This window comes from Pseudoalteromonas sp. SG41-5, assembly GCF_014164495.1.
Classification (GTDB): domain Bacteria; phylum Pseudomonadota; class Gammaproteobacteria; order Enterobacterales; family Alteromonadaceae; genus Pseudoalteromonas; species Pseudoalteromonas rhizosphaerae.
In genome coordinates this window covers 1-26,662 of the sequence record NZ_JACJFH010000073.1, presented here as the reverse complement: position 1 = coordinate 26,662, position 26,662 = coordinate 1, and the positions used below count along the sequence as shown (strand labels likewise).

Sequence of the window (26,662 nt, the reverse complement as noted above, 5' to 3'; positions counted from 1 at the left end):
ATAGCACGCTTGCTCAAGGCGATCTTTTGAATAGATGTTAGCAAAACTTAACACCCCTAAACAAGCGCGATACGCGTGCTCGGGGTGACGACGTCCACTGAGCTGTAACTCAACAACTTGGTGGGTATACTATCCAATACTTAATGCCCATGAGAGTAAATTTATCGGTGACTGCTCATGCTGTTTTTGATGCGCCAGAGGCATATGATGAGGCTGTGTTGTATGCCCACCTAAACGATGTGAGCGCGGATGCTGTGCGATTAAGGTATCGTCATGATAAAGCTGTACTAGCTGATTGGTTATGTGTGCGCGTAATTGTTTCTTAACCCACTGATACGGCACACTGTAATAATGTTTCTCTATTTCAACATGATAATCAATGTGTACTCGCACCGTTTTGATTTGTGTATAGTGATAGAGCGATTGGGGTCAGATCTTGACTTCAGACATCAAAATCTTTTTTAAAAAATGGCTAACGATTAGGGTTTATAGAGCCTGCTTTCCTTTAAATAAAAGGTGGAATATTACAGTGAACAAAGGCATGAATAAACTGACCTTACGGGGTCAAACGAAAGTGAATGCCCAGTGACAACTGTATTGCCTTGTTCATAACATAGAAAAGCTGCAAAACAGGCTGCATTAAAAAAGGGGAGCCTTTTTAAGCCGAAATATGCCAATCAAGCAACTGTAATTCCCTCTAAAACATCTATTAAAACAACCGCACATTCTCTTTTTATATTTTATGTAAACTAGCGATAACTGATTGAATCAAAATAGGAACTCGGCTATGGTTAATGCATCAATAAAAATAAATTAAAAACGAGTTATTCTACAGGCTCGTTAGGCGGATGATATGAAAGAGAGCGAGCATATTATTCAAGCAAGGAGAAAGGAGTATCTGGCAGGCAAAGATATTGAAGGGTTCACTCCTGAAGAGTACAAATTAATCAATTCTAAGGGATATTGGTTAAAAGCACTTGCATCAGGAGATTTAGAGCCACAAACAGAAGCTCAAGCCAATTTTATTGAAGTTTGTAATGGTAATCGTGAACCTGAATCAGAATACGAAAAAGCTTGGGTGAAATACCAATCTCTAAATATTGCCTTTCTTATGAGCAAAAAGATCGCTCAAGGTAATTTTGAAATCATCCAGATGCTATCTCAGGAGTTGCCAGATTTAGTCTTTGATAAGTTAATCAATTACCTGCGTAAAGAAGAGGATGAGTGTTCTGATTCAATTTCAAGATTAAAAATGCAAAAAATGATCATCAAAATACGAGATATTCAAAATAAAGGAAAAAGCCAAACGCGCTTCAATATTACTAATTGGGGTGGGTTACATGACTTTGGCTTATAAACTAGATGCGCCTAACAAGGGCAGGCAATCTGACAGTCAAAACTGTCACTCGTTTTTCCATAAACCCGGCAAAACAAGCGCCATTTTTGCCTGCAGTTGCTGCCGGCGTTAGCCCTAAAGGAGAATTAAATGAATTTGGCAAAAGTAGCTGGTAATTTTATTAGAAGTCGTGGTAGTGATGTCAGTGTATATAGCGATGAAACTTTAGACGGTTCTCCTTTGCTTACTGAACGTGCTTTAAAGAACTCGAAAAAAGGGACGGGTCAGGTAGTGTTCCAATTTCTAGAGCCTCAAAACATTGAGATTGGACACATTATTGTTCAGACAGGAGCTAGAGATCGCTGGGAAGTTACAGATGTAGAGGATGTTTTAGTTCAAGGCACTTTTTCACATTTCGCCGCTTATGTAAAAAAGTTGGGTGCAAAGAAACCTGAAACTAATATTAGCTCTGTGCAGAATATTACATATAACGTGAGTGGTCCTCATGCTCGTGTTAATAATCATTCCGTCGACAACTCAACAAATATGAGTGTTCAGGCAAATACCGACCTTGAATCTCTATTCGCACAACTAAGAGATGAAATTCGGTCACAAGATGTTGAATCTAGTGTCATCAATGAAGCTCTTGAGGTTGTAGATGTAATAGAGGTTCAATCTAAGCAAGCAAAACCTAACAAAACCATTCTAGGTTCGATGCTAAATGGTCTCACAAGCTTACTTCCGCATGCGGGTAGCATAGCTAGTATCGGTTCAATGATATTAGCGGCTACGTCAAGCTAGGGCTAACAAAGCAATTCCCAACACTTGGCATTTTTCATTCCATCGTTGGGTTTTGTGTTTAAGGTGGTATGGTTAAGTTTCGTGGTAACGTTGCTTACTCCTTACCGGGCGTTACCGAATAAATACTCTAACGTGTTTTTGTCCAAAAATGAGTTTACATGACCGTCTGCTTCTCGCTCTAAGCCGTCATTCAGTTTTAATCATTCATCGTTTGGTTTCGTTGCTCTCAACCACAACCTAAGGTGATAAATTTAACGCCGAACTGTTTTGGCTTTTCCTAGCGCCTAGAACCTCCAGCCTAGTACCTTTCCTTTAATGCTTAATGACTCGCTTGCAGGCAATTAAGCCACTCATCGGGTTCAGCTAAAATAAACTCTAGATGATAATTTTCTTTGGTGGTTATTTTGATTCCAGCGGTGGTAATCGGGATTAAACCGCCGGCTTTAGCTGCGCATTTTTCGACATGGGAAATGTTATTAAGTTTGATGGCATAACAACCCAAGTTAAGTTGTTTATTGAGGGCTTCAAAATGCAGCAGGTTATCAGTAAGAGTAAGGCGGCCATCAGCTTTAGCAACACCCAGTTGTAATGTTGCATAACAACGTTTTAGCTGGGTGATTTTAGATTGTGTAGCGCTCATTATTCATTCCATCGATTTTTTTATTTTATTGAGTGTATGTTGCTAAATTAAATGTGTCAATTATGTAAAGTAAATGTTTTTAATTGTTATTTTAAACAATACTTTACAGAAAGTTTTTAGCGCGGTGGTGCATTTTTTGTTGTTTATTAACAAGTACAAAAGCAGCTACGACTAATACCATTTGAGTGGCTAGCGCGCACAACGTTAACATCAAATCCATACGGTTATCAGCGCGTTGCACTAAGCTTAATTCGATAAACCACGCTATGGCGAGCATTAAAACAAGTGAGCCATGTAAATAACGTTGCAGAGTTATTTTAAACTGAAGGTGCTTCCATTGACTAAATATAAGCAGCGCTAAGCTAATTAACGGGATCAAAAATAGGCTAATAAATGCAATGACTAAAAGTGGTTGCCATGTGCTATTCGTCAGTTGCGTGGTATTTATAAAGTAATCATTACAACCCGTTAAAAGTGTAAAACAAAAAAGTAGGCTAATTAATTTTATTGGCAATGTTGTTATCGTCATGATTTATATGTGTTCTATTGTTAGTTATTATGCCTTGCTTTATATAAGTAAGGCTTAATGGATGGTTGTATTTAAAAATAGTTTAAACGTAGGTGTTGTTTTAGCTTAATTAAGCATGCGCCATAATTAACTCTTTTGCGTTAGCTTTGGCTGTTTTACTGATGTTATCACCACCAAGTAAACGGGCAATTTCATCAATACGGCCATGTTTACTGAGTGGCAACATTTGTGTAAAGGTTTCGCCATTGGCAATTTCTTTGGCCACAAAAAACTGCTGATGCCCCGAGCTGGCAACTTGCGGTAAATGGGTTACGCAGATAACTTGAGTCGATTTGCCTAATTGACGTAAAAGCTTGCCTACAGCTGCTGCAGTTGGTCCAGAAATACCTACATCCACTTCATCAAAAATAAGCGTTGGCGTAGTGACTTTTTGCGCAATAATAACTTGTATCGCTAAACTTATGCGTGACAGCTCACCACCTGAGGCAACTTTTGATAACGGTTGTAACGGTTGGCCTGGGTTAGTTGAGACTAAAAAGGCTACATTATCATAACCTAGGCTGTTTGGTGCTTTTTCAGGTTGTGGTGTAAGGGCTATTTCAAACACACCATTTTCCATTGATAAATGCGCCATGCTTGCACTGATCAATGTATTTAATGTCTGCGCTGCCTCATGACGGCTTTCACTTAGGGCTTGCGCAGCTTGCTGATAAGCTGCTAATGCTTGGTTAATTTCACCTTCAAGTTGCGTTAAACGGGTCGAGTTATTACTAATCGACTCAAGCTCTTGTGTGATACTTTGGTGAAACTCAACTAAGTCCTCTGGTTTAATATGGTGTTTACGTGATAAATCCATCGCACCACTTAATCGTGTTTCAACGTCGATTAGTCGGCTCGGATCAAGTTCAGCTTGCTCTGCATAATTACGAATTTCACGACTCGCTTCCTCAACTTGCACAGCCGCTTCTTCGAGTAAAGCAGCCACACTAGCTAGGCTTTCATCAAACCCGGCAAGCTCAGCAAACTGCTGCGCGCTATGTTGTAATAGGGAACAGGCATTTTGCTCGTCATTTTCGTATAAGCTTTGTAACTCTCGTTGGCATGCTTCAATAATAGTTTGGCTGTGGCTGAGCTTATAATGCTCGGCTTCAATTTGCGAAAATTCATCTGGTTGTAAAGCAAACTCATCAAGCTCAGCTACTTGGTACTCTAATAATTGCTTTTGCGCTGCTTGTTGCAACTGGGCTTGTTCGAGCGCGGTAAATTCTTTTTGTAAGTTTTGGCAATTACGATAATGCTGGCGCACTGCTTCAACCAGAGGTTGATGACCTGCATAAGCGTCTAATAGCTGGAGTTGATGTTCGCTTTTAAGCAAATATTGGTGAGCATGTTGACCATGAATAGAGATCAAGTACTGACCGATTTCTTTTAGTTGGGCTGCAGTGACTGGGGTGCCATTAATATAACTTTTGCTGCGGCCATTTTTACACACCACACGACGAAGTAAGCACTCTTGCTCATCATTCGATAGCAAATGCTGTTCTAAAAACTGCTTAGCCAAGGGGAGGTTGGTTAAATCGAAGGTGGCGCATATTTCAGCGCGCTCAGTGCCTGGGCGAACAGCTGAGGCTTCGGCACGTTCACCCAAACATAAAGATAAGGCATCAATAGCAATAGATTTACCGGCACCTGTTTCACCCGTAATGGCTGTCATACCGCTTTGCCACTCGGTGCTTAAATTGCTTACAATTGCAAAATTTTTAATCTCTAACCCAGTTAACATACTGTTCATCCATCCAGTCAATTAACTGTTAATTTATACAGTGTTTTGGGTTTTTGCAAATTAATTTTTAATGTCGCTATCTAGTTTATTACTTACTCACTGGTTGATTTCTCAAAATTAGTTTCAGGATCAAGAGGTTTGACATAATCTTCAGGATTCGCAGATAAATCATCAGTGCGTAAAACTTTAATCATGGATGGTAAAAGTTCATGGTAAAACGTTTTATTGTAAGCAAAGCCGGCTATGGGTAACTCAGCCACAAAAAAATCTAAGCGTTCAGCTAGTGCATCTCGTTCACCTGTTACATAAGTTTTTGCCAACTCACTACTAATCGTGCTGATCAATGACTCGTTTATGCGTTCAAGATACAATAAGTTTTCGTCAGTATGAGGTTGTACGACAAAGAAATTACTGGCAATAACTTGTATTCTTGGGATGTATTTAGGACGAATTATTTTTGCGTCGCAGTACTCATTTAATTTTATTTTTAACTGTTGAGTTACTTCTTTAACGCGATTATTGAATAGCTTTTTTTGCGCTTCAAGCGCTTTTCGGCGATTATTTTCAATCACCAAATAGCTGCCAAGCAGCGTTATCAGTAATAATAAAGCAAAGAAAACAACATACGTCATTTCGGTTTGATTTCCCTTGAAAAGGTAATAAATGAATTCAGCTTATTTTGCTCTAAAGTCTGAATGAGCGCAATAAAATTAATATAAACGACTACCCCAGTTGAGCTTAGTGCGAAGTACATGATAGTAAGAGTAGTCTTTGGGGTGGATCAGGCGTAGTTTCTTATCTGCTTTTTTAATTATCACTTCATCGCCAGGCAATACAGCAAGCACCACATGACTATCGCAGCTGACTTGTAAGCTGTCGGTATTCTCTAAGCTGAGCTTTAAGCGTACTTCGTTATCGGCATCAACCACTAATGGTCGGCTTGATAATGTATGCGGAAACATCGGCACTAATGATATTGCATTTAGTTCTGGGGTCAAAATGGGCCCGCCACCCGACAGCGAATAGGCTGTTGAGCCCGTAGGGGTTGAGACAATTAAACCATCAGAGCGCTGAGAAAAAACAAAATCGTTATTAATGAAGGCTTCAAATTCAATCATGTGAGCGACTTTATCGGCATGTAAAACGGCTTCATTCACTGCTGAGTTAGCACTTTTTAATTCACCATGGCGATAAACTGCAACTTCTAATAAAAAGCGTTTTTCTTCAAGATATTGACCACTTAATACTTGTTCTAAACTAGCTTCAAAGCCTTCTGGGTTTAAATCTGTTAGAAAACCTAAATTGCCTCTGTTTACGCCTATAACAGCAACATCAAATCGGGCTAATACCCTTGCTGCGCCAAGCATATTACCATCGCCTCCGACCACAATAGCGAGATCGGCACGTTCGCCAAGCTCAACCAGTTTGACTAACTTTTCCTTGGGGACATTGGTTAATTGATGACCGGTTCTCTGCTCTAATAACACGTCAAATCCTAACGCATTTAAAAAAGTGTATAAGCGCTGTAAAGTTGCAGCTGCACCACTGTGATTTGGTTTGCCAATTAAACCTATGGTTTTAAACGGTGATTCCATGATAAACGCATCAATAGTATTAATATCAGTAGAGTAACTCAAAAGTGACAAGTTTGAAAATAACCTTGAAATAAACTCACTACGCCCCGATATCCCCAGTATGCAGCAAGATGTAGATACTATGAATTTAAACCCTCGAGATCAGCAAATATTTTCCGCCGTGATGAGCCTGTACTGTAATGGCGAAGGTCAACCTGTCGCGTCAAGCCGTATTGCCAAGCAAAAAGGTATGGCTGTGTGTTCTGCAACAGTTAGAAATGCGATGTCGCGCCTAGAAAAAATAGGCCTGCTGTATTCACCGCATACTTCTGCTGGACGGGTACCTACTAATGCCGGATTTGATTATTGGCTAAGTGAATTTTTCCCTCTGTCGCAGATTGCGCAATATTGGCAGCCTGCACAAGCGCAATTAGTCGAGATGGCGCATGGTATAAGCCAGCGTTATCAGGTATGTTGCTGCGTTGGTCTGCCACAAGTAAGTTCTCAACATGTTTTTAGAGTTGAAGTATTAGATTTTGACAGCAATGATTGGCTTATTTTACTGTTAGATAGAGCAGGGCAAAGCCATAACATTTGTATTCATAAGCCGGATGATGCGTCTGACATCGTACGTTATCAATTCGCTACTTGGCTTAATACTGTATTCAGTCAACAAACTTTAATGGAAGGCTTGTACCGTATGCAAGCAATGGCAAATACAGCACCACGAAATTGTCATGATTCGTTAAATCAATGGACCCGTGAGCTGAGCCATAAATTAGGCTCAGATAACAGTATCGTGGTCGGCGAAAATTATTTATATCGGCAAATTGATTGTGAACAAAGCTTAAATATTGGTGTCTCATTTTTGAACTTTGTAGAAGATAAGTTAGCTTTTAAAAATGGTGTGTCGGTTTTAAATACGTCACAATTGCCATTTACTGATTGTGACGAACTGATGGTGATCAGCGTGCCGTATTTTCAAAATCAAGAATATCAAAGTCGTTTTTGTGTAATTTGTCCTAAATCGGCGCAAATTGAAGCAATCATTCAAGAATTTAAATTAATCGAGTCATCTGGCTCTTGAATCTTTTGATTCAATCCCCATAATTACCGCAATTGAAAAGTATTGGAGCACTTAAATTATGTCTGAGCAGACAAAATCACCAGAGCAAGAAGTTGAATTAAACGAAGAATTAGAGCAAATGCAAGCAGACGTTGAAGCGGCTGTAGAAGCTGCTGACGCGCACGAAGGCGAAGAAGTTAGCCCTGAAGCTGAAATTGCTATGCTTTATGCTGAGCTTGAAGATGCGAAACAAACTATCGCAAACCAAAAAGATAGCGTAGTACGTGCCGCTGCAGACGTTGATAATATTCGTCGCCGTGCTGCACAAGATGTAGAAAAAGCGCATAAATTTGCACTTGAAAAGTTCGCTAACGAATTATTACCTGTTATTGATAATCTAGAACGTGCTATTGAGTTCTCAGACAAAGAAAACGAAACCTTAAAGCCATTGCTTGAAGGGATTGATATGACAGTTAAAAGCTTCAACGATGCGGTTGCAAAATTTGGTGTTGAAATTGTTAACCCACAAGGTGAGCAGTTTAATCCTGAATTCCACCAAGCAATGTCGATTCAACCAAGCAATGATGTAACACCTAACACTGTATTAGCAGTGATGCAAAAAGGGTATACATTAAATGGTCGTTTATTACGCCCTGCAATGGTGATGGTATCTAAAGCAGCTGAATAAATAAGTCGCTTAGTAAAAAAATGCCCGTTAACTACGGGCATTTTTTTTGTTTCTAGCTCGGTGCCAAAGCTGGGCTATTAGTGTTAATACTAATGCGCTGAACATTAAGCTTGAAAATGGTACCGCACTTTGTGCATGCATTAAGGCTAAAATTGGACCGACTAATGCACCGCTGCCAAAGCGCAATGTACCAATAACCGCCGTAGCGGTGCCAGAACGCTCTTCAAACTGCATTAAGATCAATGCATCAGCATTACTAGCGGTAACCCCTAAACTCATCATCAGAGGAGCAATAGCTGCAACAATAAAATACAGCGATAGGTGTAATATGCTAAATGTGAGTAGGGCACTGCCAGCTACAAAGCCGACCGCTAATCCATAATACAGCATTTTTCGTGAACCAATACGTGGTACTAGGCGGGTATTTAAAAAGTTACCAAACATTAGCGCCATGACATTGAAAGCAAATAAAACACCAAATAATTGTTCTAATACTTTAAAGTAATCAAGTTATACAAAGGGCACTGCGGTTAAAAAGCAAAAAAAGCCGAATGAGACAAACATTGAGCTGGCTATATCTGCTCGGGTATCTTTATTTTTAAATACGGTTTTATAGCTATCGAAAAATAGTGCAAAGCCTTTCATCGGGCTTTTGAAAATAGGGATATCGATTAAGTATATTTGTACCAAGGCTAAAATAACAAAGCTGTAACTAGCCAGTACTAAAAAGATTGTTTGCCAGTGAGATAAGCCCATGATCATTGATCCAACCGTTGGTGCGACTAAGGGCGCTACCATCATGATCATCGATACATACGACATTCCTTTAGCAGTATCTTGTTTATAAATATGACGAATTATCCCTGGCACCACAACGGTTGCTGCAGCACCTGTGAATGCTTGTACGCCCCGCAAAGCCCAAAATAGATGAATGTCATTACAAAAGGCCAATGCGACAGAGCTTAAGCCAAACAATGCTAAGCCGACCTTCGTTAACACGCGACGACCAATTTGATCTGCGATTGGGCCAAAAAATAGCATTCCCAGCGCATAGCCAGCTAAATATATGCTTAACGATATTTGTACATTAGGCATTGTGGTATTAAGGTCGTTAGCAATGACTAACATTGCCGGAAGATACATATCGATTGCCAGTGGCGTAATTGCAACAATACTGGCGAGTAAAGGTAATAGAATGCGTTTATTTAAAGAAACCGAGTCCTGCATGACTAACCCATTAAACAAAAAGAGGCTGCTATTGTAACAGCGACAATTAGTCTTGGGTACTTAGTTTGCATGCTAACTATCGCCTTTAACTGAAATATAACGCAACAGATGTTTTTACTGGCAGTCGATATATTCAATTGCAGGCTGGTTTGCTATTCTAAGAACAATTAAATTGTTAGTTAAGAGAATACAATGAAAAAATTAGTTTTGGCTGTGCTTGCCACCGCTGTATTAGCGGGTTGTAAAACATCACCAACAGGGCGTACGCAAATTGCGCTTTATTCTGATCAACAAATGAGTCAGATGGGTCAGCAAAGCTTTGCTGATATGAAAAAGAATCAAAAAATTAATAATAATCCTCAAGTAAATGCGTATGTAAAGTGCATTGCTGACGATGTGATTGCAGTATTACCGCAACAGTATGCAACTCAGGCGTGGGAAGTGGTGGTATTTGAAGACGATTCAGCTAACGCGTTTGCATTACCCGGTGGCTATATTGGTGTGCATACAGGGTTGTTAAAAGTGGCTGAAAATCAAGATCAGCTAGCAACCGTTATCGGGCACGAAGTAGGGCATGTAATTGCTGAGCACTCTAATGAACGCGTATCACAAAGTTCCTTGCTACAAACAGGTATGCAAGCGGGCAGTGCCGCACTTGAAATGGGCAATGTACAATATCGTAACGAAATTATGCAAGGTCTTGGTTTAGGTGCGCAGTACGGCGTTATTTTACCATTTAGTCGCTCTCATGAATCTGAGGCCGACCAAGTGGGTTTAGATTTAATGGCAAAAGCCGGATTTAATCCAAAAGAATCCGTAACACTTTGGCAGAATATGAGTAAAGCAGGCAGTGGTAATACACCTGAATTTATGTCTACTCACCCAGCACCTGCTAACCGCATTAAAGAGCTACAAGCAAAATTGCCACAAGCATTAAATGAGCAAAAAGCAGCAAAAGCGGCGGGTAAAAACCCACAATGTAAGCTGTAATAAACTTTTTTGGTGATATAAAAAAAGCCTGTGAACTGATGTTCACAGGCTTTTATTATTCTAAACGCTAGTTATGCGTTTTCAACAGCAGTACGTGGATCTACGTATGGCATGTTGAAGGCTTCAGCAACTTCTTTGTAAGTTACTTGGCCTTTGATCACGTTAAGACCTTTAAGGAAGTTAGCGTCATCTAGTAATGCTTTCTTATAACCTTTGTTTGCAAGGTTAATGATGAAAGGCAATGTTGCATTGTTAAGTGCGAAAGTAGATGTACGTGGTACAGCACCTGGCATGTTAGCAACACAGTAGTGAACAACGTCATCAACGATGAAGGTCGGATCAGCGTGAGTTGTTGCTTTAGACGTTGCGATACAACCACCTTGGTCAATTGCAACATCAACAATTGCAGAGCCAGGCTTCATTGCTTTAATGTGTTCAGCAGTAACTAGTTTAGGTGCAGCAGCACCAGGGATAAGTACGCCACCAATTACTAGGTCAGCTTCAAGTACATGCTTTTCAAGTGCATCAGCTGTTGAGTAAATCGCTTTAACTTTATTACCAAACTGAGCGTCAAGTGCGCGTAGTACGTCAATGTTACGATCAAGTACGACAACTTCAGCACCAAGGCCAACAGCCATTTGTGCTGCGCTACGACCAACCATGCCGCCGCCAATAACAACAACTTTAGCTGGCTCAACACCCGGTACGCCGCCAAGTAGCATGCCACGACCATGGTTTGATTTTTCAAGCGCTTGTGCACCAGCTTGAATAGACATACGACCAGCAACTTCACTCATAGGCGCAAGTAGTGGCAAACCACCGCGTGAATCAGTTACTGTTTCGTATGCGATACAAATTGCTTTGCTTTTGATTAGGTCTTCAGTTTGTGGAAGATCTGGTGCAAGGTGTAAGTAAGTGAAAAGAATTTGGTCTTCACGTAGCATTGCACGTTCAACGGCTTGTGGCTCTTTTACTTTTATAATCATCTCTGCTGTTGCGAAAACCTCAGCAGCAGTTGCTAGAATTTCTGCACCTGCCAGTGTGTAATCTTCGTTAGTGAAGCCAATGCCCATACCTGCATCAGATTCAACAAAAACTTGGTGGCCGTGGTTTACTAACTCACGAACACTAGCAGGGACCATACCTACACGGTATTCATGGTTTTTTATTTCTTTAGGTACACCGATAATCATAATATTGCCTTAATAGAACGGGATAAAATTTTTCACTATTATATTCATGTACTGGCAGTGTGTCTCACCTTTTTTAATCGGTATTCTAGTGATATAATCTGAAAACACCATTTAAACAGTACAAAAAACTAGTCGTTATTATGCATGAGTTATTAGACCGTATTGACCGTAAGATTTTAATAGAGCTACAGCACGATGGCCGAGTATCTAATGTTGAATTAGCTCGACGTGTGGGGCTCAGTGCAACGCCTTGTTTAGAGCGTGTAAAAAAGCTCGAACGCGAAGGTTACATCGTCGGTTATAAAGCCGTGGTTGACCCTGCTAAACTTGGGCAAGGTTTGTCGGTGTACGTCGAAGTGACAATCACTAAAACATCACCTGATGTGTTTGATGAATTTAGTGCTGCAGTTAAAAAGCATGATGAAATTATCGAATGCCATTTAGTCTCGGGTAACTTTGACTTTTTACTAAAAACCCGCGTAAATGATATGTCTGAATATCGTGGTGTATTAGGGGATATTCTGCTCAAGCTACCGAACGTTAGTGAAAGCCGTACCTATGTTGTTATGGAAGAAGTAAAAGGCGAGCAAGGGGTGATTATTCGCCCATATATCGGCTGAACTATGCGCTATTTTTTAGTAACGACTTAAGTTGTATTATTGATACATGCGCGATTAATAAAAACCTGTTCATAATCAGGCCATCATGGTTAAGATAAAGTGCAACAAAAAGTATTTCCTGCTAAGGTATTCCATTGCTAAGAATGAGTACAAAGAAGTACAAAGAAAAATGAGGAATAGCGAGTTATGCGCCTAAATGGTGTACAAAGACTATTAGAAACCGGTTTAATAATTAGCACCTTTGCCGCAATATTTATATTGTGTGCGCTGGTAAGCTTTGATCCTGCTGATCCGAGTTGGTCGCAAACAGGTTATGACAATGTAAGAAACATAACTGGAGCTGCAGGTGCGTGTATCGCCGATATTTTATTGCTGACATTTGGCTGGTTAGCTTATTTTGTGCCAGCTGAACTACAAATAATCAGCTACTTATTATTTAAGCAACCTCATAGAATATTTCAACTCGACTATACAACGTTATCGCTTAGAGTGATTGGTTTTGCATTATTTATCACTTCAGCAACGGCTATCAGTAGTATTAATTTTGATGATATTTATAATTTTTCATCCGGTGGGGTAGTCGGTGATGTGATAGCTTCAGCGATGATGCCTGCATTTAACTTTACCGGTACCTCGATTTTATTATTATGTTTCTTTTTTGCTGGATTAACATTATTAACAGGCGTGTCGTGGGTGCAATGTGTCGATTTTATTGGCGATTTGATCATGCGAGGTTATCGTTTTATTGCCCATCACTTAAAAGCATGGTTACAACGCGAACGCACTGCAAATACTGAAGTTGCAATTGAACAAGACCCTGTTAATGAGCAACAGACACGTAAAGAGACACCCGCCATTCGCTTTTCAGAACCAAAAGTGGATATTGATAGTGCGGTGTCAAATCAAGACTCTCATCCTGCATTTGATGATTTGGATGACATTCTGGATCAAGAAATTAATTTTAGCGCCATTGATGATGAACCAATGGACACTGCGGCTGCCTTAAATGCGCTTGATCAAAGCCATGTTACAGAGCCTGAAAAACCAGTTACTACTGTGGTTTCGCCAGCAAGACCAATGCCAAAACCAAAGAGTACCTATCAGCCTCCACCTACCGCAAAAGAAAAGTTTGAGCAGCTACTCGAAGAAAAGCCGCCAAGTACGCCATTGCCTACGCTTGATTTGTTAGATAGACCTGATAAAGCCAAAAACCCAATTTCACCAGAAGAGCTTGAAGCTGTATCGAGGTTAGTTGAAACTAAACTCCTTGATTTTAACGTTCAAGCTACGGTTGTTGCCGTATACCCTGGACCTGTTGTAACCCGTTTTGAGCTTGATTTAGCGCCGGGTATTAAAGTTTCTAAAATTACTGGTCTTGCTAAAGATTTAGCCCGCTCGCTATCAGCGGTTAGTGTCCGAGTGGTTGAAGTTATTCCGGGTAAAACCTATGTAGGGATTGAATTACCTAATAAACACCGCGAAATAGTGCGGTTATCAGAAGTAATCGACGCGCCAAAATTTGAGCAAAATCCATCGCCACTGACTATGGTCTTAGGTAAAGATATTGCCGGTGAACCAATCTGTGCTGATTTGGGTAAAATGCCGCATTTACTGGTGGCAGGTACCACAGGTTCAGGTAAGTCAGTGGGCGTTAATGTAATGATATTAAGCTTACTGTACAAATCAGGCCCTGATGATGTGCGTATGATCATGATTGACCCGAAAATGTTGGAACTTTCTGTTTACGAAGGTATCCCACATTTACTGTGTGAAGTGGTCACCGATATGAAAGAAGCTGCCAATGCGCTGCGTTGGTGTGTAGGTGAGATGGAACGTCGTTATAAGTTAATGTCGGCGTTAGGTGTTCGTAACTTAAAAGGTTACAACCAAAAGGTATTGGATGCGAAAGAGGCGGGTTACCCGATTCTCGATCCATTATTTAAAGATACTGATGGTATGAAAGAAGGACCAGACGAGTTAGGTAAGTTACCGAGTATCGTGGTGGTGATTGACGAATTTGCTGACATGATGATGATTGTTGGTAAAAAAGTTGAAGAGCTAATTGCCCGTATTGCGCAAAAAGCCCGAGCGGCAGGTATTCATTTAATACTAGCAACACAGCGCCCATCGGTTGATGTAATTACTGGTTTAATTAAAGCGAATATCCCAACGCGAATGGCGTTTCAGGTATCAAGTAAAATTGACTCGCGTACCATCTTAGATCAACAAGGCGCAGAAAACCTGCTAGGTATGGGTGATATGCTCTATTTACCGCCGGGCACCAGCGTACCGATACGTGTACATGGCGCGTTTGTTGATGACCATGAAGTACATGCGGTGGTGAATGACTGGAAAGCACGTGCAAAACCAAATTATATAGACGAAATTTTAAATGGTGACGCCACTGAGGATATTTTATTGCCAGGCGAAGCCAGTGAAAACGCGGATGAAGAATCAGATCCGCTTTATGATGAAGCCGTGTCATTTGTTGTTGAAACAGGCAAAGTGTCAGTTTCAAGTGTGCAGCGAAAATTACGTGTTGGTTACAACCGTGCCGCACGTTTAGTTGAACAAATGGAAACATCGGGTATTGTAAGCGCACCAGGTCATAACGGTGCCCGTGATGTATTAGTGCCCAATGGTGGAGCAAATTAAATGAAACAAATTAAATATTTAGCCTTAGCAATTAGCTGTTTTTTATCAGCATCAGTATTTGCAAGTGACAGTGCAACGGATGACAGCCAAGCATTACAAGATAAACTGGCCGGTTTAAAGAGTTTTCAAGCGCAATTTGCGCAGCAAGTTAATGACGACCAAGGCCAATCAATTATGCAAGGTGAAGGTACTATCGCCTTGCAACAGCCAATGATGATCCGTTGGCAACAAGCGAGCCCTGATGACACGTTATTTGTATCAAATGGCGATAAAACCTATTACTTCGACAGCTTTGCTGAGCAAGTAACGATTATGAATACTCACAGTTTGATTGATTCAACACCGTTTGTATTACTTACCTCCAAAGATCCGGCGCAATGGCAAAAGTACCAAGTACACGCCACGGATACTGGGTTCAGTGTTACACCTAATAAAGGCGTTGAAAGCCAAGTTGAACAGCTGGATATTGTGTTTGCAGCAGATAAAGTAGGCTTAGCATCATTACTGGTTAAAGACAGCTCAGGGCAATCATCTACGTTTACTTTTAGCGACACTAAAGTAAATCAAAGCCTTGCTACTTCAACCTTTGAGTTTAGTATTCCAGAAGGCGTTGAAATAGACGATCAAAGTCAAGGTGAGTAATTTAGGCTTTAATTTTGGCCCCGATGTGCGCCCACTTGCGGCGCGCATGCGACCAACCAGTTTAGATCAGTATATTGGCCAGCAACATCTATTAAGCCGAGATAAGCCTCTCTATCAAGCTATTTTAGCAGGGCGTTGCCACAGTCTTATTTTGTGGGGGCCGCCGGGCGTTGGTAAAACGACCTTAGCGCAAATTATTGCCAACCATGCCGATGCGGCGCTGATTCAAATGTCGGCGGTAACGGCAGGCATTAAAGACATTCGTGATGCGGTGAGTGAAGCGCGTACTAACCTTGAAGGTCTTGGCCAACGTACCTTACTGTTTGTTGACGAAGTACATCGTTTTAATAAATCTCAGCAAGATGCGTTTTTACCACATATAGAGGATGGTACCTTTATTTTTGTTGGTGCCACCACCGAGAATCCCTCGTTTGCACTAAACAATGCGATTTTATCGCGAGCACGAGTATATGTCCTAAAATCGCTGCAAGACACTGATTTACATCTTGTTATTGAGCGAGCGCTTGCAAGCGATGATGAACTGAAAAATAAAACGGTGGTACTTGCACAAAATGCTAAACAAGCGTTGTGCCAAGCCAGTGATGGCGATGCTCGTAAAGTGCTTAATTTACTTGAGCAGGCGATTGATTTAACCGTAGAGCAAAACGGTCAATACTTAGTTGATGAGCACGTACTCAGTCAAGTATTGCCAACGCATTTAGCCAAGTATGACAAAGGGGGTGATGAATTTTACGATTTGATCTCAGCCTTTCATAAGTCAGTTCGAGGTAGCTCCCCAGATGGTGCTTTGTATTGGTATTGTCGTATTTTAGCCGGTGGCGGCGATCCGCTGTATGTTGCAAGGCGGTTACTCGCCATCGCCACTGAAGATATTGGTAATGCTGATCCGCGTGCCATGGAAGTGGCCCTCAATGCATGGGATATATTTCAGCGAGTTGGACCAAGTGAAGGCGAGCGTGCAATTGCACAAGCTACGATTTACCTAGCTAGCGCACCGAAGAGTAATGCGGTGTACGCGGCGTTTAATCAAGCCAAGGCGGATGCGCAGAACGAGCCTAGCTATCCGGTGCCAGAGCATTTACGTAATGCACCAACTAACTTAATGAAAGACTTAGGCTATGGTGCTGAGTATCGCTATGCGCACAATGAAGAAGGCGCCTATGCTGCAGGAGAAAAGTACTTTCCAGAGCAGATAGCCGATAAGCAATATTACTTTCCAACGGATCGTGGCTTAGAACAAAAAATAAAGCAAAAGCTCGACTATTTGAAAGAGCGCGATCATCACAGTGACATAAAACGCTATGACAAGCCTTAAGATATATCTCATGATTGCCGCAGGAGGAGCCTCAGGTGCCTGTTTACGGTTTTTTATTAGTGAAACCATGCTAAAACTACTTGGTAGGGGATTCCCTTTTGGCACGTTGACGGTTAATATTCTTGGTTCATTGTTGATGGGCGTATTATACGGTTTGATAGAGCGCGAAATTATCACCGTTAGCCCCGCTAAAACCCTTATAGGGATTGGCTTTCTAGGTGCTTTGACCACCTTCTCGACATTTTCAATGGATTCGTTGTTGTTATTGCAACAAGGTCACTTTTTTAAAATGGCCCTTAATATCACCTTAAATGTGGTGGTGTGTATTTTTATGGCTTGGCTGGGCCTTCAGCTGGTAATGCAAAAAGGTTAAAAACTAACATGTTAGATTCTAAATTATTACGTCAAGATCTCGAGCAAACAGCTGCGCGTCTAGCAGCACGTGGTTACGAGCTAGATACTGCGACTGTCAGCGCACTTGAAGAAAAACGCAAAACATTACAAGTAAAAACACAAGAATTACAAAGTGAGCGTAACAGTAGCTCCAAAGCGATTGGCCAAGCTAAAGCTAAAGGCGAAGATGCACAACCATTGTTAGATGCAGTAAGCAACTTAGGCGCGCAACTTGATAGTGTTAAAGCTGAGCAAGACGCTATTTTAGAAGAGCTCAAGCAAATTTCTTTAGCTATCCCCAATTTACCTGATGAATCAGTACCAGCGGGCGCTGACGAATCTGACAACGTTGAGATTTCAACCTGGGGCGAGCCTAAAAAGTATGATTTTGCAGTAAAAGATCATGTAGACTTAGGACAAGATCTAAACGGCCTTGATTTTGAAATGGGCGTTAAAATTACCGGTTCACGCTTTACTGTAATGCGCGGCGCAATGGCCCGCATGCACCGTGCACTAGTGCAATTTATGCTAGACACGCATACAGATAAAAACGGTTATACAGAAATGTACGTACCGTATTTAGTAAACCGCGACAGTTTATACGGTACAGGCCAATTACCTAAGTTTGCAGAAGACTTATTCCATACTAAAGGTCTTGTAAATGATGACGGTGAAGAGCAAGAAGGTTTTAGCTTAATTCCTACTGCAGAAGTACCACTGACAAACAGCGCGCGTGACGAAATTTACGACGAAAAAGATTTACCAATTCGTTTAACTGCCCACACTCCGTGTTTTAGAAGTGAAGCTGGCAGTTATGGCCGTGATACTCGTGGCCTTATTCGTCAGCACCAGTTCGATAAAGTTGAGCTAGTACAGCTGGTAAAACCAGAAGATTCAATGCAAGCATTGGAAGAGCTAACAGGTCACGCAGAGCAAATATTACAAGCGCTAGAGCTACCATACCGTAAAGTAATTTTATGTATGGGTGACATGGGCTTTGGCTCAGCAAAAACCTACGATTTAGAAGTATGGTTACCAGCGCAAGATACCTACCGTGAAATCTCATCATGTTCAAACATGGTTGATTTCCAAGCGCGCCGTATGCAAGCACGTTTTCGTCGCGCGGGTGAGAAGAAGCCAGAGTTACTGCATACACTCAATGGCTCAGGCCTAGCAGTAGGACGTACTTTAGTGGCTATCTTAGAAAACTACCAACAAGCGGATGGTTCAGTAGTCGTGCCTGAAGTACTTCGTTCATATATGAACGGCCTTGAAGTAATTAAATAAGCTTTAAGAAGAGAAGCCGCTGTTTGTAATGAACAGTGGCTTTTTTGTAAGTTCAATTTATAGGTGCAAGGTTAAAGGCGAGCGAAAAAGTTAGTTAACTTGAACTTTGGTTAAGAGATTTACTCAGATACTTATTTAAAGTATTAATATTATTTTTATTCTCCTAAGCTCAGGTTAGTTATCTAGGGTGATTAAAAATCATTTAAAAGAGTAACGTAAAATGCGTTTTAATACCGACGTATATTGCTTAAAAAATCCACCTGTGTTGTAAGCAATACCATGTTTTTTTAGTACGGCTTGCACCTTAGGAGCAACTTCTTGATAGCGCGATGATGGCATGTCAGGAAATAAATGGTGCTCTATTTGACAGCTCAAATGCCCCGTTAATATATGAAACCAATTAGCGCCGTTAATATTTGATGAACCTAAAACTTGGCGATAATACCACTGACCTTGAGTTTCATTTACGCAGTCTTGCTCGTTAAAGGTTTTAGTTTCTTCGGTAAAGTGACCACAAAAGATGATGGTTGATGTCCACAAATTACGAATTAAATTAGCAAGAAAATTACCAGCTAAAACCCACAAAAATAATGGACCAGCTAATAGCGGGAATAACGCGTAATCTTTAATTAACTGGCGCGCACCTTTACTAAAAAAGCGTCGTTTTAACATCGCGTGAGACACGTCAGTTTCGCGGCTTTCTTTCTTTTTACCCATAAATACACGCTCAGCTGCCAGCTCATGGTATGACACACCCCATTGAAACAATACAGTTAAGTTTATATAGGTAATAAACTGCCATATATTTTTCAAACGCCATTTAAAGTCATTACTCAAGCGTAGCAAACCATACCCAAAGTCACGGTCTTTACCAATAATATTGGTGTAGGTATGATGCTCAAAGTTATGCACGCGGTGCCAGCTTTGGCCATCACATGCTATGTCCCATTCATAGTGTTGGGAGTTAAGTTGTTTGTCGTTCATCCAGTCGTATTGGCCATGCATGACATTGTGACCAATTTCCATATTATCAAGGATTTTAGCTAATGCGAGTAGCAATACTCCCGCAACCCATAGCAATGGTTGAATAAACCCAAGCATTAATAGAATACGTCCGCTCCATTCACATAGGCGCTGTTTACGTACAATAGAGCGAATATAGTCGGCATCTTTTTGACCCACTTTATCAAGCGTCTGCATTTTTATAGCATCTAATTCGCTTGCTAGTTGCTCATAGTTAATAGTTTTCATAATTGTAACTCCAAATCACTAACAGGTTGGCTGACACACAGTTGAATGAGCTGTTCGCCGTTATCTGATAGTTCACCAGTTTTTAAATTACGTACCACGCCAGACTTTTTAATACATTGACACTGATGACAAATTCCAATGCCACAGCCGCGTTTTACTGGCAGCTGTTTTGCTTCAAACTGTGTTAGTAGCACATCAGTATTTGTTACAACATGTGCATGGTTATTAATTTTAACATTAAGTTGGCCTGCGTTATGGGTGCTTGGCAGGGCTAAACCGAAAGCTTCTTGGTTATAATTTAATGCGTGTTTTTTAGCAAAATCACTGACCGTTTGCATAAAGGTTAAAGGACCACAACAATAAACATCAGGTTTTTCTGCGAGGTTAATATGGCTGGTAATCTGATTTGATTGTTCGCGGGTTAATAATAAAAATGAAAAGTGCTTAAATCGCAGAGCCAATTCGCTAAGTTCATCAACACATTGATGTTCAGACGTTTTTGCGTAATACACTAATATGACATTGGTGGATATTTGGCCAAGATGTTCGTCAAGCATAGCGAGTATTGGCGTGATACCAGAACCTCCCGCGATAAAAGTGACTGGTGCGCCAGTGTTTTTAAATATAAATTCACCACTTGGCGCGGTGATACTACACCACGAACCAGCTTGCAGTGTTTCTTTAAGTAAACCAGTAAAGCGCCCGAGTGCATTTGTTTTAATTAGTAAGCGCATAAGCCCAGTGTTTTTAAATTGTTGAGCGCTTGAAACAATAGTAAAAACACGCGTTAATAACCGCCCATTTATTTCAACTGTTAAGCTAATATGCTGTCCAGCAATGTGAACAGGCCATTGTTTACTTGGCTTAAGTTGAATACTTAAATATTCACCCTTGTGTGATTCTGTATGGATCACTTGTGCTCTAAATTGGCCTGCACGCCATGCAGGTTTAAATACCTGCATAATTGGTTCTATATAACCTGCAAAACTTTGATGGTGTAAAAACCATTTTGAAAATTGGTCTAATGCCTGCGTAAACATCGTCATTACATCTCTTTCTAAACCGAGTGCTTATTGGCCTGTGTTTTCTTTATTTAAGGGTAAGCACTGAAATAATTACTTTAATAATTTGAGCGTACACCTGTAAGCTCAAATTTCAGAGCACAAGTGTACCTTGAAATTTTTGATTTTCAATACGTATAGAGTAATTATTCTATTGTTTTTATTTGTAACTTACGTAAGGCACGTTAAATTGCGGAATATAAAATGATAAGCATAGAATTATTTAAAACTTCAACTATCTGATTTTTAGTATTTATATTTCATGTGGTTATAGAGGCACTTTTAGGCTGCAAACTTATCAACCTGCAATGGTAACCAAATAATCATAATGTTAAAGCGAGCCATGAATATCTGTTGCATTCAACCTTTTTTCACCTTGTGATTATTTTTCAAAATGGTTTAATACGGCTAACCATATTCTTTTAATAAAGCTTTGGTTATTTGGACTTTTTAGGTTTACGCGACAGCAAATCACACGAGTAATTATTGAAGTTGAAAAAGACTAAGTAATTGAATAAAAATAGGAATTAGACTATGGTTGATATATTAATAATAAATAAAAACGAGCAATTCTATAGGCTCCTTTTGTATCTACAAGGATTGAGCAAGTGCCTAAGTCAGTATCAATTACAATCAGTGATGAGTTTTCCAGAATCAAATTACTAAAAAATAGAACGCCAGAAACATCTGAAGAAGAAGCAAAAAATGCATTTGCTCTTTTATCTGAATACCGAGATGGTGGAGTATACATAGCAAATTATTCTGGGTCGAGTGAGTGGGAAAGGCACCCAATAGGTGACGAGTTCGTTCAGGTTCTCGGTGTGAAACGACCTTGATTCTTTTAGACGGGGAAATCGAGCAGCGCAATACATTATTTTCAGGTCAAATGTTGGTAATTCCAAAGGGGGTTTGGCATCGTTTTGAATCACCTAATGGCGTTAAAGTAATGACTATAACACCACAACCTACCGAACACAGTTTAGAGTTGCCAATTGGTATGTAATGACGGTGTTATTGATGTCGAGTATTTACAATAAATCCCGAACTGTCGGTATTTCATTTGTCTTACTGCCAACTGTTTGGTGGAATAACGTGAGACCTGCCTCACAATTAACTGCTGAGACAAGGTGTGATTTATCAGCAATGTGTTTACTTGCTCCGTGAATAGTTTTGCCATCGAAGGCAATGATAGGATGGGCTGATTTAACGCGGTTTTGATTGACCCAGCTGTACATCGGCAGTAGTAATAAGTCAGTATCAACAGCTCTAAAAATCCGAGCAATACTATGTCGAGTGGGTATATCATTTTCGAAAGAGCGAAATCCCCTTAACTGATCAAGCTTACTATCACCATATACATCAATGTTTTACCAGTTTTCACCCCCCGATTTGACGGCAGTAATAATCAGAAAAAGCACATCAAATAAATTATTATGCTGATTTATATGTGAACGATTGTCTTTGACGAGTTCTAAATGTGAGAAGAGTGACATAGTAAGTTTAAGATAATGAAATTTATAGTATTAGGTCATAAATAATGTTTATTTACAAAGTGTGATCCCCGCATGACTCAATAGGTGAGTTATGCGTTAGCAGAAGGACTTGCCTCGGGAATATTTATTCATGTTTTATTAATCATATAAATGTATAATCCAGTTAAGAAATTTCAAATTATATTTTGACTTTTCTTAACCGCTCACTGCATTATTGAAATAATGATTACATTTAAGAAGGAATATGAGTAGTCATGGATAACTATATCAACAATATCGTTTTAGCATCTCCTAAGCAGTTATTAGAACGCTTTCAACAAAGTAAAACTGACTATGACACAGAATTTCACATTATAGTCGCTGACAGGTACAATAATCGCTATTCTGGTTTCTTTATAAAATATGACCCTGAAATTAAAATGGTATTGCTAACTGATAAAGAGCGTGAAATTTCTTTTATTGATACAGATAGTATTGTAAATATTTCTATTTATGATTTCGCAAAGCATGAGCGCTTTTTATTAGGCCAAGAACCAATTAAACTAGTATCTCCATTTAAAGCAGATGATATTGAAACGTCTGTAACTTTAATTAAGTCTGCGCTTAATAACACTCATGGGCTTGACTTTAATTTCACTATTGATGAAGTGTCAGCTGAAAACACTGACAAAATTAAAGCTATTCTAGAAGTGCTTGGTGATACTCTTATGGCTGTTGCTAATGATGACTTCAGTAAAGAATATATTAGTCAAATAACCGATTTTTATATTAAAAATGAGCCAAGAGATGGCGTTCGCTTTAAAAAAACGAATTCTACAATTTTGGTGAGATTCAATTTTGAAGGTGAGCTTCCGGCTGAACTTCAAACAAAAATTGAAAACGGAATAAACAACGTATTCTGATTTATTCAAATTTTTATATGTACTTTTCAACTCAAAATAAGGAATGATAATGGGACTTAAAGAGAAAAAAGCAGCAAGAGATTTCCAAGAAAACAACCTTGAAGATCTAAAGAAAAAAGTTTTTGATGCTGCAAAATTTGAATTTGAAATAGAAATTGATTGGGATAGTTTGTCAGTTGATAATTATGCTCATCTTTATAGTCAGACTTGGACTCAAATTTACTTCGAGCCAATGATTATTGCGTTCAGCAAAATGTGTGCTGATAGCTTTTCTCAAGAAGCAATTCAAGACGATTTGAAAAAAGTTGTTATTCAAAATATTGGTGATATCAGCAATGCCAATAAATACTCTTCATACAGCAATGGCGTGTTGACATTAAACCATTCATCAATTGCCAATGCAGAAAACCAAATTGAAGATCGCGCAAAAGCTCTACAAGATACTGTAGAAAATGCTCTTTAATTAAAATTAAGCCATGTGCATAATGATTTATTAGTTTATGTGCATGGTTTTTTAGCTAAAACACCTCAGTAAATATATTCCCATCAAATTACCCGTGCATTTTATGATGCTATAGTCTGTTCTTAGAACACAAAGGTTGTTTAACTATTTGCATAGGAAACGGCGATAAAATATGGCGATATTTTAAATCTATTAATCTTGTAATGGTCAAAATATTAGAAGCTTTGAAAGCTGAAAATACTAATTGATATGGTTTTCTGTAATTTTCGATCCAAAGCTGAATAGGCGAATAATTTTTGATGATTATAATGAAGTATTTTATATGTTGTGGTTCATTAGAAATACCTTTAATTAGTGCAGATTTAATGTAAGCGTCTAGCAAAGTGCACCTGCCAGTAACTCGTCAAACCGATTAAACTATTTCTTAATTTCAATTAGGAGATAGCCATGAGAAAAATGCGTAGCCTTGAGCAGTGGCGCAACATTATCGAAGAACAACAAGCCAGCGATTTAACTATTACTGAGTTTTGCCAGCAACATGCCTTATCAAAAACAAGCTTTTATGCGGCACGAAGTAAGCTTACTGCTGCATCTGGTAGTTTTGTTCGCGCAAAAGTCACTAAACACGTTGATCCCACTGAACAGCAACAGCCGATCATTCTTGCTATCGGTAACGTGAAAGTCAGCTTGCCATCCACAATGCCTGCCACTTATCTGAGTCAACTGTTACGCGAGCTTGCCTAATGAAAATGTTCGTTGAACCTGCACATATTTACCTCTATCGCGATGCCGTGGATTTTCGAAAATCCATTGATGGTCTGGTCGCAATCGTTGAGGGTGAGCTTGAACGTGATGCCTATACTGGCGCTTTATTTTTATTTTGCAACAAAGCGAAGGATAAACTCAAGCTGGTTTACTGGGATAAAACGGGGTTTGCTTTGTGGTACAAGCGATTAGAAAAGCAAAAGTTCAAATGGCCAAACAAAGCCAGTCTGCAAGAATTTGAGCTCAGTCCAGAGCAACTGGATTGGTTGTTGTCGGGATATGATGTGCTTGGTCATGAAGAGTTGCGGTATAAATCGATGATCTAATCGATCATATTGGCAGTAAATGATCGTTGCCACACCGTCTGTTTTATCTTTGCGTCAAGCAAGAAAACACCGTCAAATTCTGTTAAATTGCGAACATGAAAATTGATGCACACTCACTTCCTGACGACCCAGAACAACTCAAGCGCATGTTGCTTGAGTTGCAACAGCATATGGATGAAAAGTTAGCTGAAAAAGACGCGCAAATTCACGAATTGCTACAAGCTTATAACGCGAAACTAGCCAAAGAGTACGCCAAAAAATCTGAAAAGATGCCGGGTGCAGGCGAAGTATTCAATGAAGCAGAAGATATTCTCGATGAACATGATAAAGCGCTATTGGCCACATCAGCCTCAGTAAAGAAAGAAAAAGCCAAACCGAAACGCCGGCCACTGCCAGCGCAGTTGCCGCGAATTGAGGTGGTTGTTGACCTCGAAGAGGATGACAAAATGTGTGATTGCTGTCAAAGCCCCCTTCACAAAATGGGTGAAAGCAGCAGTGAAGCACTCGAGTTTGTGCCAGCGCATATCAAAGTAATCAAAACCATTCGCCCTAAATATACGTGCCGTCACTGTGAGCGTGAAGGCATTGAAAGTGTGGTAAAAACCGCCCTTATGCCCGCAACAGCCATTCCAAAAAGCATCGCAACGGCCAGCTTGCTGAGCCAAATAATCATGTGTAAATACCAGTTTGGCTTACCACTTTATCGCCAAGAAACCATGTTAGGCGATATTGGTATTGAGTTGAGCAGACAAACCATGTCGAGCTGGATGTTGCGCTGCGCAGACCTGTTGTCCCCTCTGTATCAACGCTTAAAAGACGTGTTGCTATCTCAACCGGTTATTCACGGCGATGAAACCCCGTTAAACGTCATTAATGCAGATAAAGCAACCAGCTATATGTGGCTGTATTGTTGCGGCGATGATAAACCGAGTAAAGGCACCAATATTGTCTTGTTTGATTACCATAACAGTCGCGCAGGCCAATGTGCGGTTAATTTCCTTGATGGTTACGAAGGCTACATGCACGTTGACGGCTACAAGGCTTACGAGCAAACGAATGCAACACTGGTTGCGTGCTTAGCCCATATGCGCCGTAAATTCATCGAGGCTAAAGGCAATAATAAAAAAACCGTCAAAGCAGATGTAGCACTAAACCTTATTCGCAAGCTCTACGGTATTGAGCAAGCCATCAAAGATAAATCGCACGATGAAAAATTCAAGATTAGGCAGAGAAAAGCCAAACCAATCGTTGATGAATTGTATCAATGGTTACTCAAGCATAAAGATAAAATCCCACCAAAAATGGCGTTAGGTGAAGCAATTACCTATGCGATAAATCAGTTTGAGAAATTCAGGCGTTACCTTGATGATGGCAGGCTCAGTATTGATAATAACCGTGCAGAGCGAGCTATAAAACCGTTCGTAATAGGGCGAAAAAACTGGTTGTTCTCAAATACCTGCAATGGTGCTCATGCCAGCGCTATACTTTATAGTCTTGTTGAAACCGCAAAGGCAAATGACCTTGTGGTGCATGACTATATCTCTACTTGCTTACAGCGCCTTGCTGAGCAGCCAGATAACCTTGAGCCACTGCTACCTTGGAACATTAAGCAAAGCTAGGTGTCGTTAGCTATACGCTTAC

Annotated in this window: 25 protein-coding genes and 3 pseudogenes; 17 read left to right on the top strand and 11 right to left on the bottom strand. The window is 40.1% G+C overall.

All coding sequences use genetic code 11. The annotated features are described in order from the left end of the window. Window positions 1–129 precede the first annotated feature (129 nt). Window positions 130–417 (bottom strand): annotated as a pseudogene (locus H5232_RS24310) (Mu transposase domain-containing protein); the annotation flags it as partial. A 436-nt stretch (window positions 418–853) separates the two neighbouring features. Here H5232_RS24310 and maoP point away from each other — a divergent pair. Next, entirely contained in the window at window positions 854–1,357 is a 504-nt protein-coding gene (gene maoP, locus H5232_RS16725; RefSeq protein WP_182719391.1) for a DUF413 domain-containing protein, read from the top strand. Window positions 1,358–1,486: 129 nt separating this feature from the next. After that, the gene (locus H5232_RS16720) at window positions 1,487–2,137 is read left to right on the top strand and encodes a hypothetical protein (RefSeq protein WP_182719390.1); all 651 of its coding nucleotides are present in this window, start codon (window positions 1,487–1,489) and stop codon (window positions 2,135–2,137) included. Between the two features lie 319 nt (window positions 2,138–2,456). On the opposite strand, the gene H5232_RS16715 is transcribed toward H5232_RS16720, so the two are convergent. From H5232_RS16715 to nadK, 5 genes are all read right to left on the bottom strand, one after another. Then, entirely contained in the window at window positions 2,457–2,777 is a 321-nt protein-coding gene (locus H5232_RS16715) for a hypothetical protein (protein WP_145242196.1), read from the bottom strand. A gap of 103 nt (window positions 2,778–2,880) precedes the next feature. Then, window positions 2,881–3,306: a hypothetical protein gene (locus H5232_RS16710; protein WP_145242198.1), complete on the bottom strand. Its 426-nt coding sequence runs from the start codon at window positions 3,304–3,306 to the stop codon at window positions 2,881–2,883. 109 nt (window positions 3,307–3,415) lie between these two features. After that, on the bottom strand, window positions 3,416–5,089 hold the full coding sequence (gene recN, locus H5232_RS16705; RefSeq protein ID WP_182719389.1) for a DNA repair protein RecN: 1,674 nt from the start codon (window positions 5,087–5,089) through the stop codon (window positions 3,416–3,418). A 92-nt stretch (window positions 5,090–5,181) separates the two neighbouring features. Then, entirely contained in the window at window positions 5,182–5,721 is a 540-nt protein-coding gene (locus tag H5232_RS16700; RefSeq protein WP_182768141.1) for a hypothetical protein, read from the bottom strand. A gap of 78 nt (window positions 5,722–5,799) precedes the next feature. Further along, entirely contained in the window at window positions 5,800–6,684 is an 885-nt protein-coding gene (nadK, locus tag H5232_RS16695; RefSeq protein WP_145242288.1) for an NAD(+) kinase, read from the bottom strand. 100 nt (window positions 6,685–6,784) lie between these two features. Between nadK and H5232_RS16690 the strand changes: the two genes are divergently transcribed. Further along, window positions 6,785–7,750, top strand: a complete 966-nt coding sequence (locus tag H5232_RS16690; RefSeq protein WP_149982721.1) for an HrcA family transcriptional regulator — start codon at window positions 6,785–6,787, stop codon at window positions 7,748–7,750. A gap of 58 nt (window positions 7,751–7,808) precedes the next feature. Next, window positions 7,809–8,417 carry a nucleotide exchange factor GrpE gene (gene grpE, locus H5232_RS16685; RefSeq protein WP_145242206.1) on the top strand — a complete coding sequence of 203 codons (609 nt, stop codon included), beginning with the start codon at window positions 7,809–7,811 and terminating at the stop codon, window positions 8,415–8,417. 27 nt (window positions 8,418–8,444) lie between these two features. Here grpE and H5232_RS16680 read toward each other — a convergent pair. Then, window positions 8,445–9,644, bottom strand: a pseudogene (locus H5232_RS16680) (Bcr/CflA family efflux MFS transporter). Between the two features lie 192 nt (window positions 9,645–9,836). On the opposite strand from H5232_RS16680, the gene H5232_RS16675 reads away from it, so the two are divergent. Beyond that, window positions 9,837–10,634: a M48 family metallopeptidase gene (locus tag H5232_RS16675; RefSeq protein ID WP_145242210.1), complete on the top strand. Its 798-nt coding sequence runs from the start codon at window positions 9,837–9,839 to the stop codon at window positions 10,632–10,634. A gap of 71 nt (window positions 10,635–10,705) precedes the next feature. Here the strand turns inward: H5232_RS16675 and ald are convergent, their stop codons facing one another. Beyond that, the gene (gene ald, locus H5232_RS16670) at window positions 10,706–11,827 is read right to left on the bottom strand and encodes an alanine dehydrogenase (RefSeq protein WP_149982720.1); all 1,122 of its coding nucleotides are present in this window, start codon (window positions 11,825–11,827) and stop codon (window positions 10,706–10,708) included. A 140-nt stretch (window positions 11,828–11,967) separates the two neighbouring features. Between ald and lrp the strand changes: the two genes are divergently transcribed. The 6 genes from lrp to serS all read left to right on the top strand — a co-directional run bounded on the left by lrp (window position 11,968) and on the right by serS (window position 18,760). Further along, the gene (gene lrp, locus H5232_RS16665) at window positions 11,968–12,447 is read left to right on the top strand and encodes a leucine-responsive transcriptional regulator Lrp (protein WP_145242214.1); all 480 of its coding nucleotides are present in this window, start codon (window positions 11,968–11,970) and stop codon (window positions 12,445–12,447) included. 186 nt (window positions 12,448–12,633) lie between these two features. After that, complete coding sequence (locus H5232_RS16660) at window positions 12,634–15,102, top strand: DNA translocase FtsK (RefSeq protein ID WP_182831213.1); 2,469 nt, start codon at window positions 12,634–12,636, stop codon at window positions 15,100–15,102. Further along, complete coding sequence (lolA, locus tag H5232_RS16655; protein WP_149982719.1) at window positions 15,103–15,744, top strand: outer membrane lipoprotein chaperone LolA; 642 nt, start codon at window positions 15,103–15,105, stop codon at window positions 15,742–15,744. It abuts the gene before it with no gap. Next, complete coding sequence (locus tag H5232_RS16650) at window positions 15,737–17,080, top strand: replication-associated recombination protein A (protein ID WP_182719386.1); 1,344 nt, start codon at window positions 15,737–15,739, stop codon at window positions 17,078–17,080. Before lolA ends, H5232_RS16650 begins: the two co-directional genes overlap by 8 nt. Before the next feature lie 10 nt (window positions 17,081–17,090). Continuing rightward, on the top strand, window positions 17,091–17,453 hold the full coding sequence (gene crcB, locus H5232_RS16645) for a fluoride efflux transporter CrcB (RefSeq protein WP_392352509.1): 363 nt from the start codon (window positions 17,091–17,093) through the stop codon (window positions 17,451–17,453). Between the two features lie 8 nt (window positions 17,454–17,461). Continuing rightward, complete coding sequence (serS, locus tag H5232_RS16640) at window positions 17,462–18,760, top strand: serine--tRNA ligase (protein WP_145242225.1); 1,299 nt, start codon at window positions 17,462–17,464, stop codon at window positions 18,758–18,760. A gap of 198 nt (window positions 18,761–18,958) precedes the next feature. Here the strand turns inward: serS and H5232_RS16635 are convergent, their stop codons facing one another. Next, entirely contained in the window at window positions 18,959–20,011 is a 1,053-nt protein-coding gene (locus tag H5232_RS16635) for an acyl-CoA desaturase (protein ID WP_182719385.1), read from the bottom strand. Further along, window positions 20,008–21,051, bottom strand: a complete 1,044-nt coding sequence (locus H5232_RS16630; protein WP_182831214.1) for a flavin reductase family protein — start codon at window positions 21,049–21,051, stop codon at window positions 20,008–20,010. The genes H5232_RS16635 and H5232_RS16630 overlap by 4 nt, the downstream gene beginning before the upstream one ends. Before the next feature lie 853 nt (window positions 21,052–21,904). Here H5232_RS16630 and H5232_RS24305 point away from each other — a divergent pair. Beyond that, a complete protein-coding gene (locus tag H5232_RS24305) occupies window positions 21,905–22,075 on the top strand; it encodes a hypothetical protein (RefSeq protein WP_259398565.1) in 171 nt (56 codons plus the stop codon). Window positions 22,076–22,103: 28 nt separating this feature from the next. Here the strand turns inward: H5232_RS24305 and H5232_RS16620 are convergent. Continuing rightward, a pseudogene (locus H5232_RS16620) lies at window positions 22,104–22,565 on the bottom strand (ISAs1 family transposase); the annotation flags it as partial. A gap of 254 nt (window positions 22,566–22,819) precedes the next feature. Between H5232_RS16620 and H5232_RS16615 the strand changes: the two are divergent. From H5232_RS16615 to tnpC, 5 genes are all read left to right on the top strand, one after another. Beyond that, complete coding sequence (locus H5232_RS16615; RefSeq protein WP_182719384.1) at window positions 22,820–23,467, top strand: hypothetical protein; 648 nt, start codon at window positions 22,820–22,822, stop codon at window positions 23,465–23,467. A gap of 49 nt (window positions 23,468–23,516) precedes the next feature. Further along, entirely contained in the window at window positions 23,517–23,930 is a 414-nt protein-coding gene (locus tag H5232_RS16610) for a hypothetical protein (protein WP_182719383.1), read from the top strand. Between the two features lie 447 nt (window positions 23,931–24,377). Beyond that, a complete protein-coding gene (gene tnpA, locus H5232_RS16605) occupies window positions 24,378–24,674 on the top strand; it encodes an IS66 family insertion sequence element accessory protein TnpA (RefSeq protein WP_182762792.1) in 297 nt (98 codons plus the stop codon). Continuing rightward, window positions 24,674–25,021 (top strand): IS66 family insertion sequence element accessory protein TnpB, encoded by a 348-nt coding sequence (tnpB, locus tag H5232_RS16600; RefSeq protein WP_182762794.1) that lies wholly within the window; start codon window positions 24,674–24,676, stop codon window positions 25,019–25,021. Before tnpA ends, tnpB begins: the two co-directional genes overlap by 1 nt. Before the next feature lie 95 nt (window positions 25,022–25,116). Beyond that, complete coding sequence (tnpC, locus tag H5232_RS16595; RefSeq protein WP_182831212.1) at window positions 25,117–26,640, top strand: IS66 family transposase; 1,524 nt, start codon at window positions 25,117–25,119, stop codon at window positions 26,638–26,640. The last annotated feature ends 22 nt before the right edge of the window (window positions 26,641–26,662 follow it).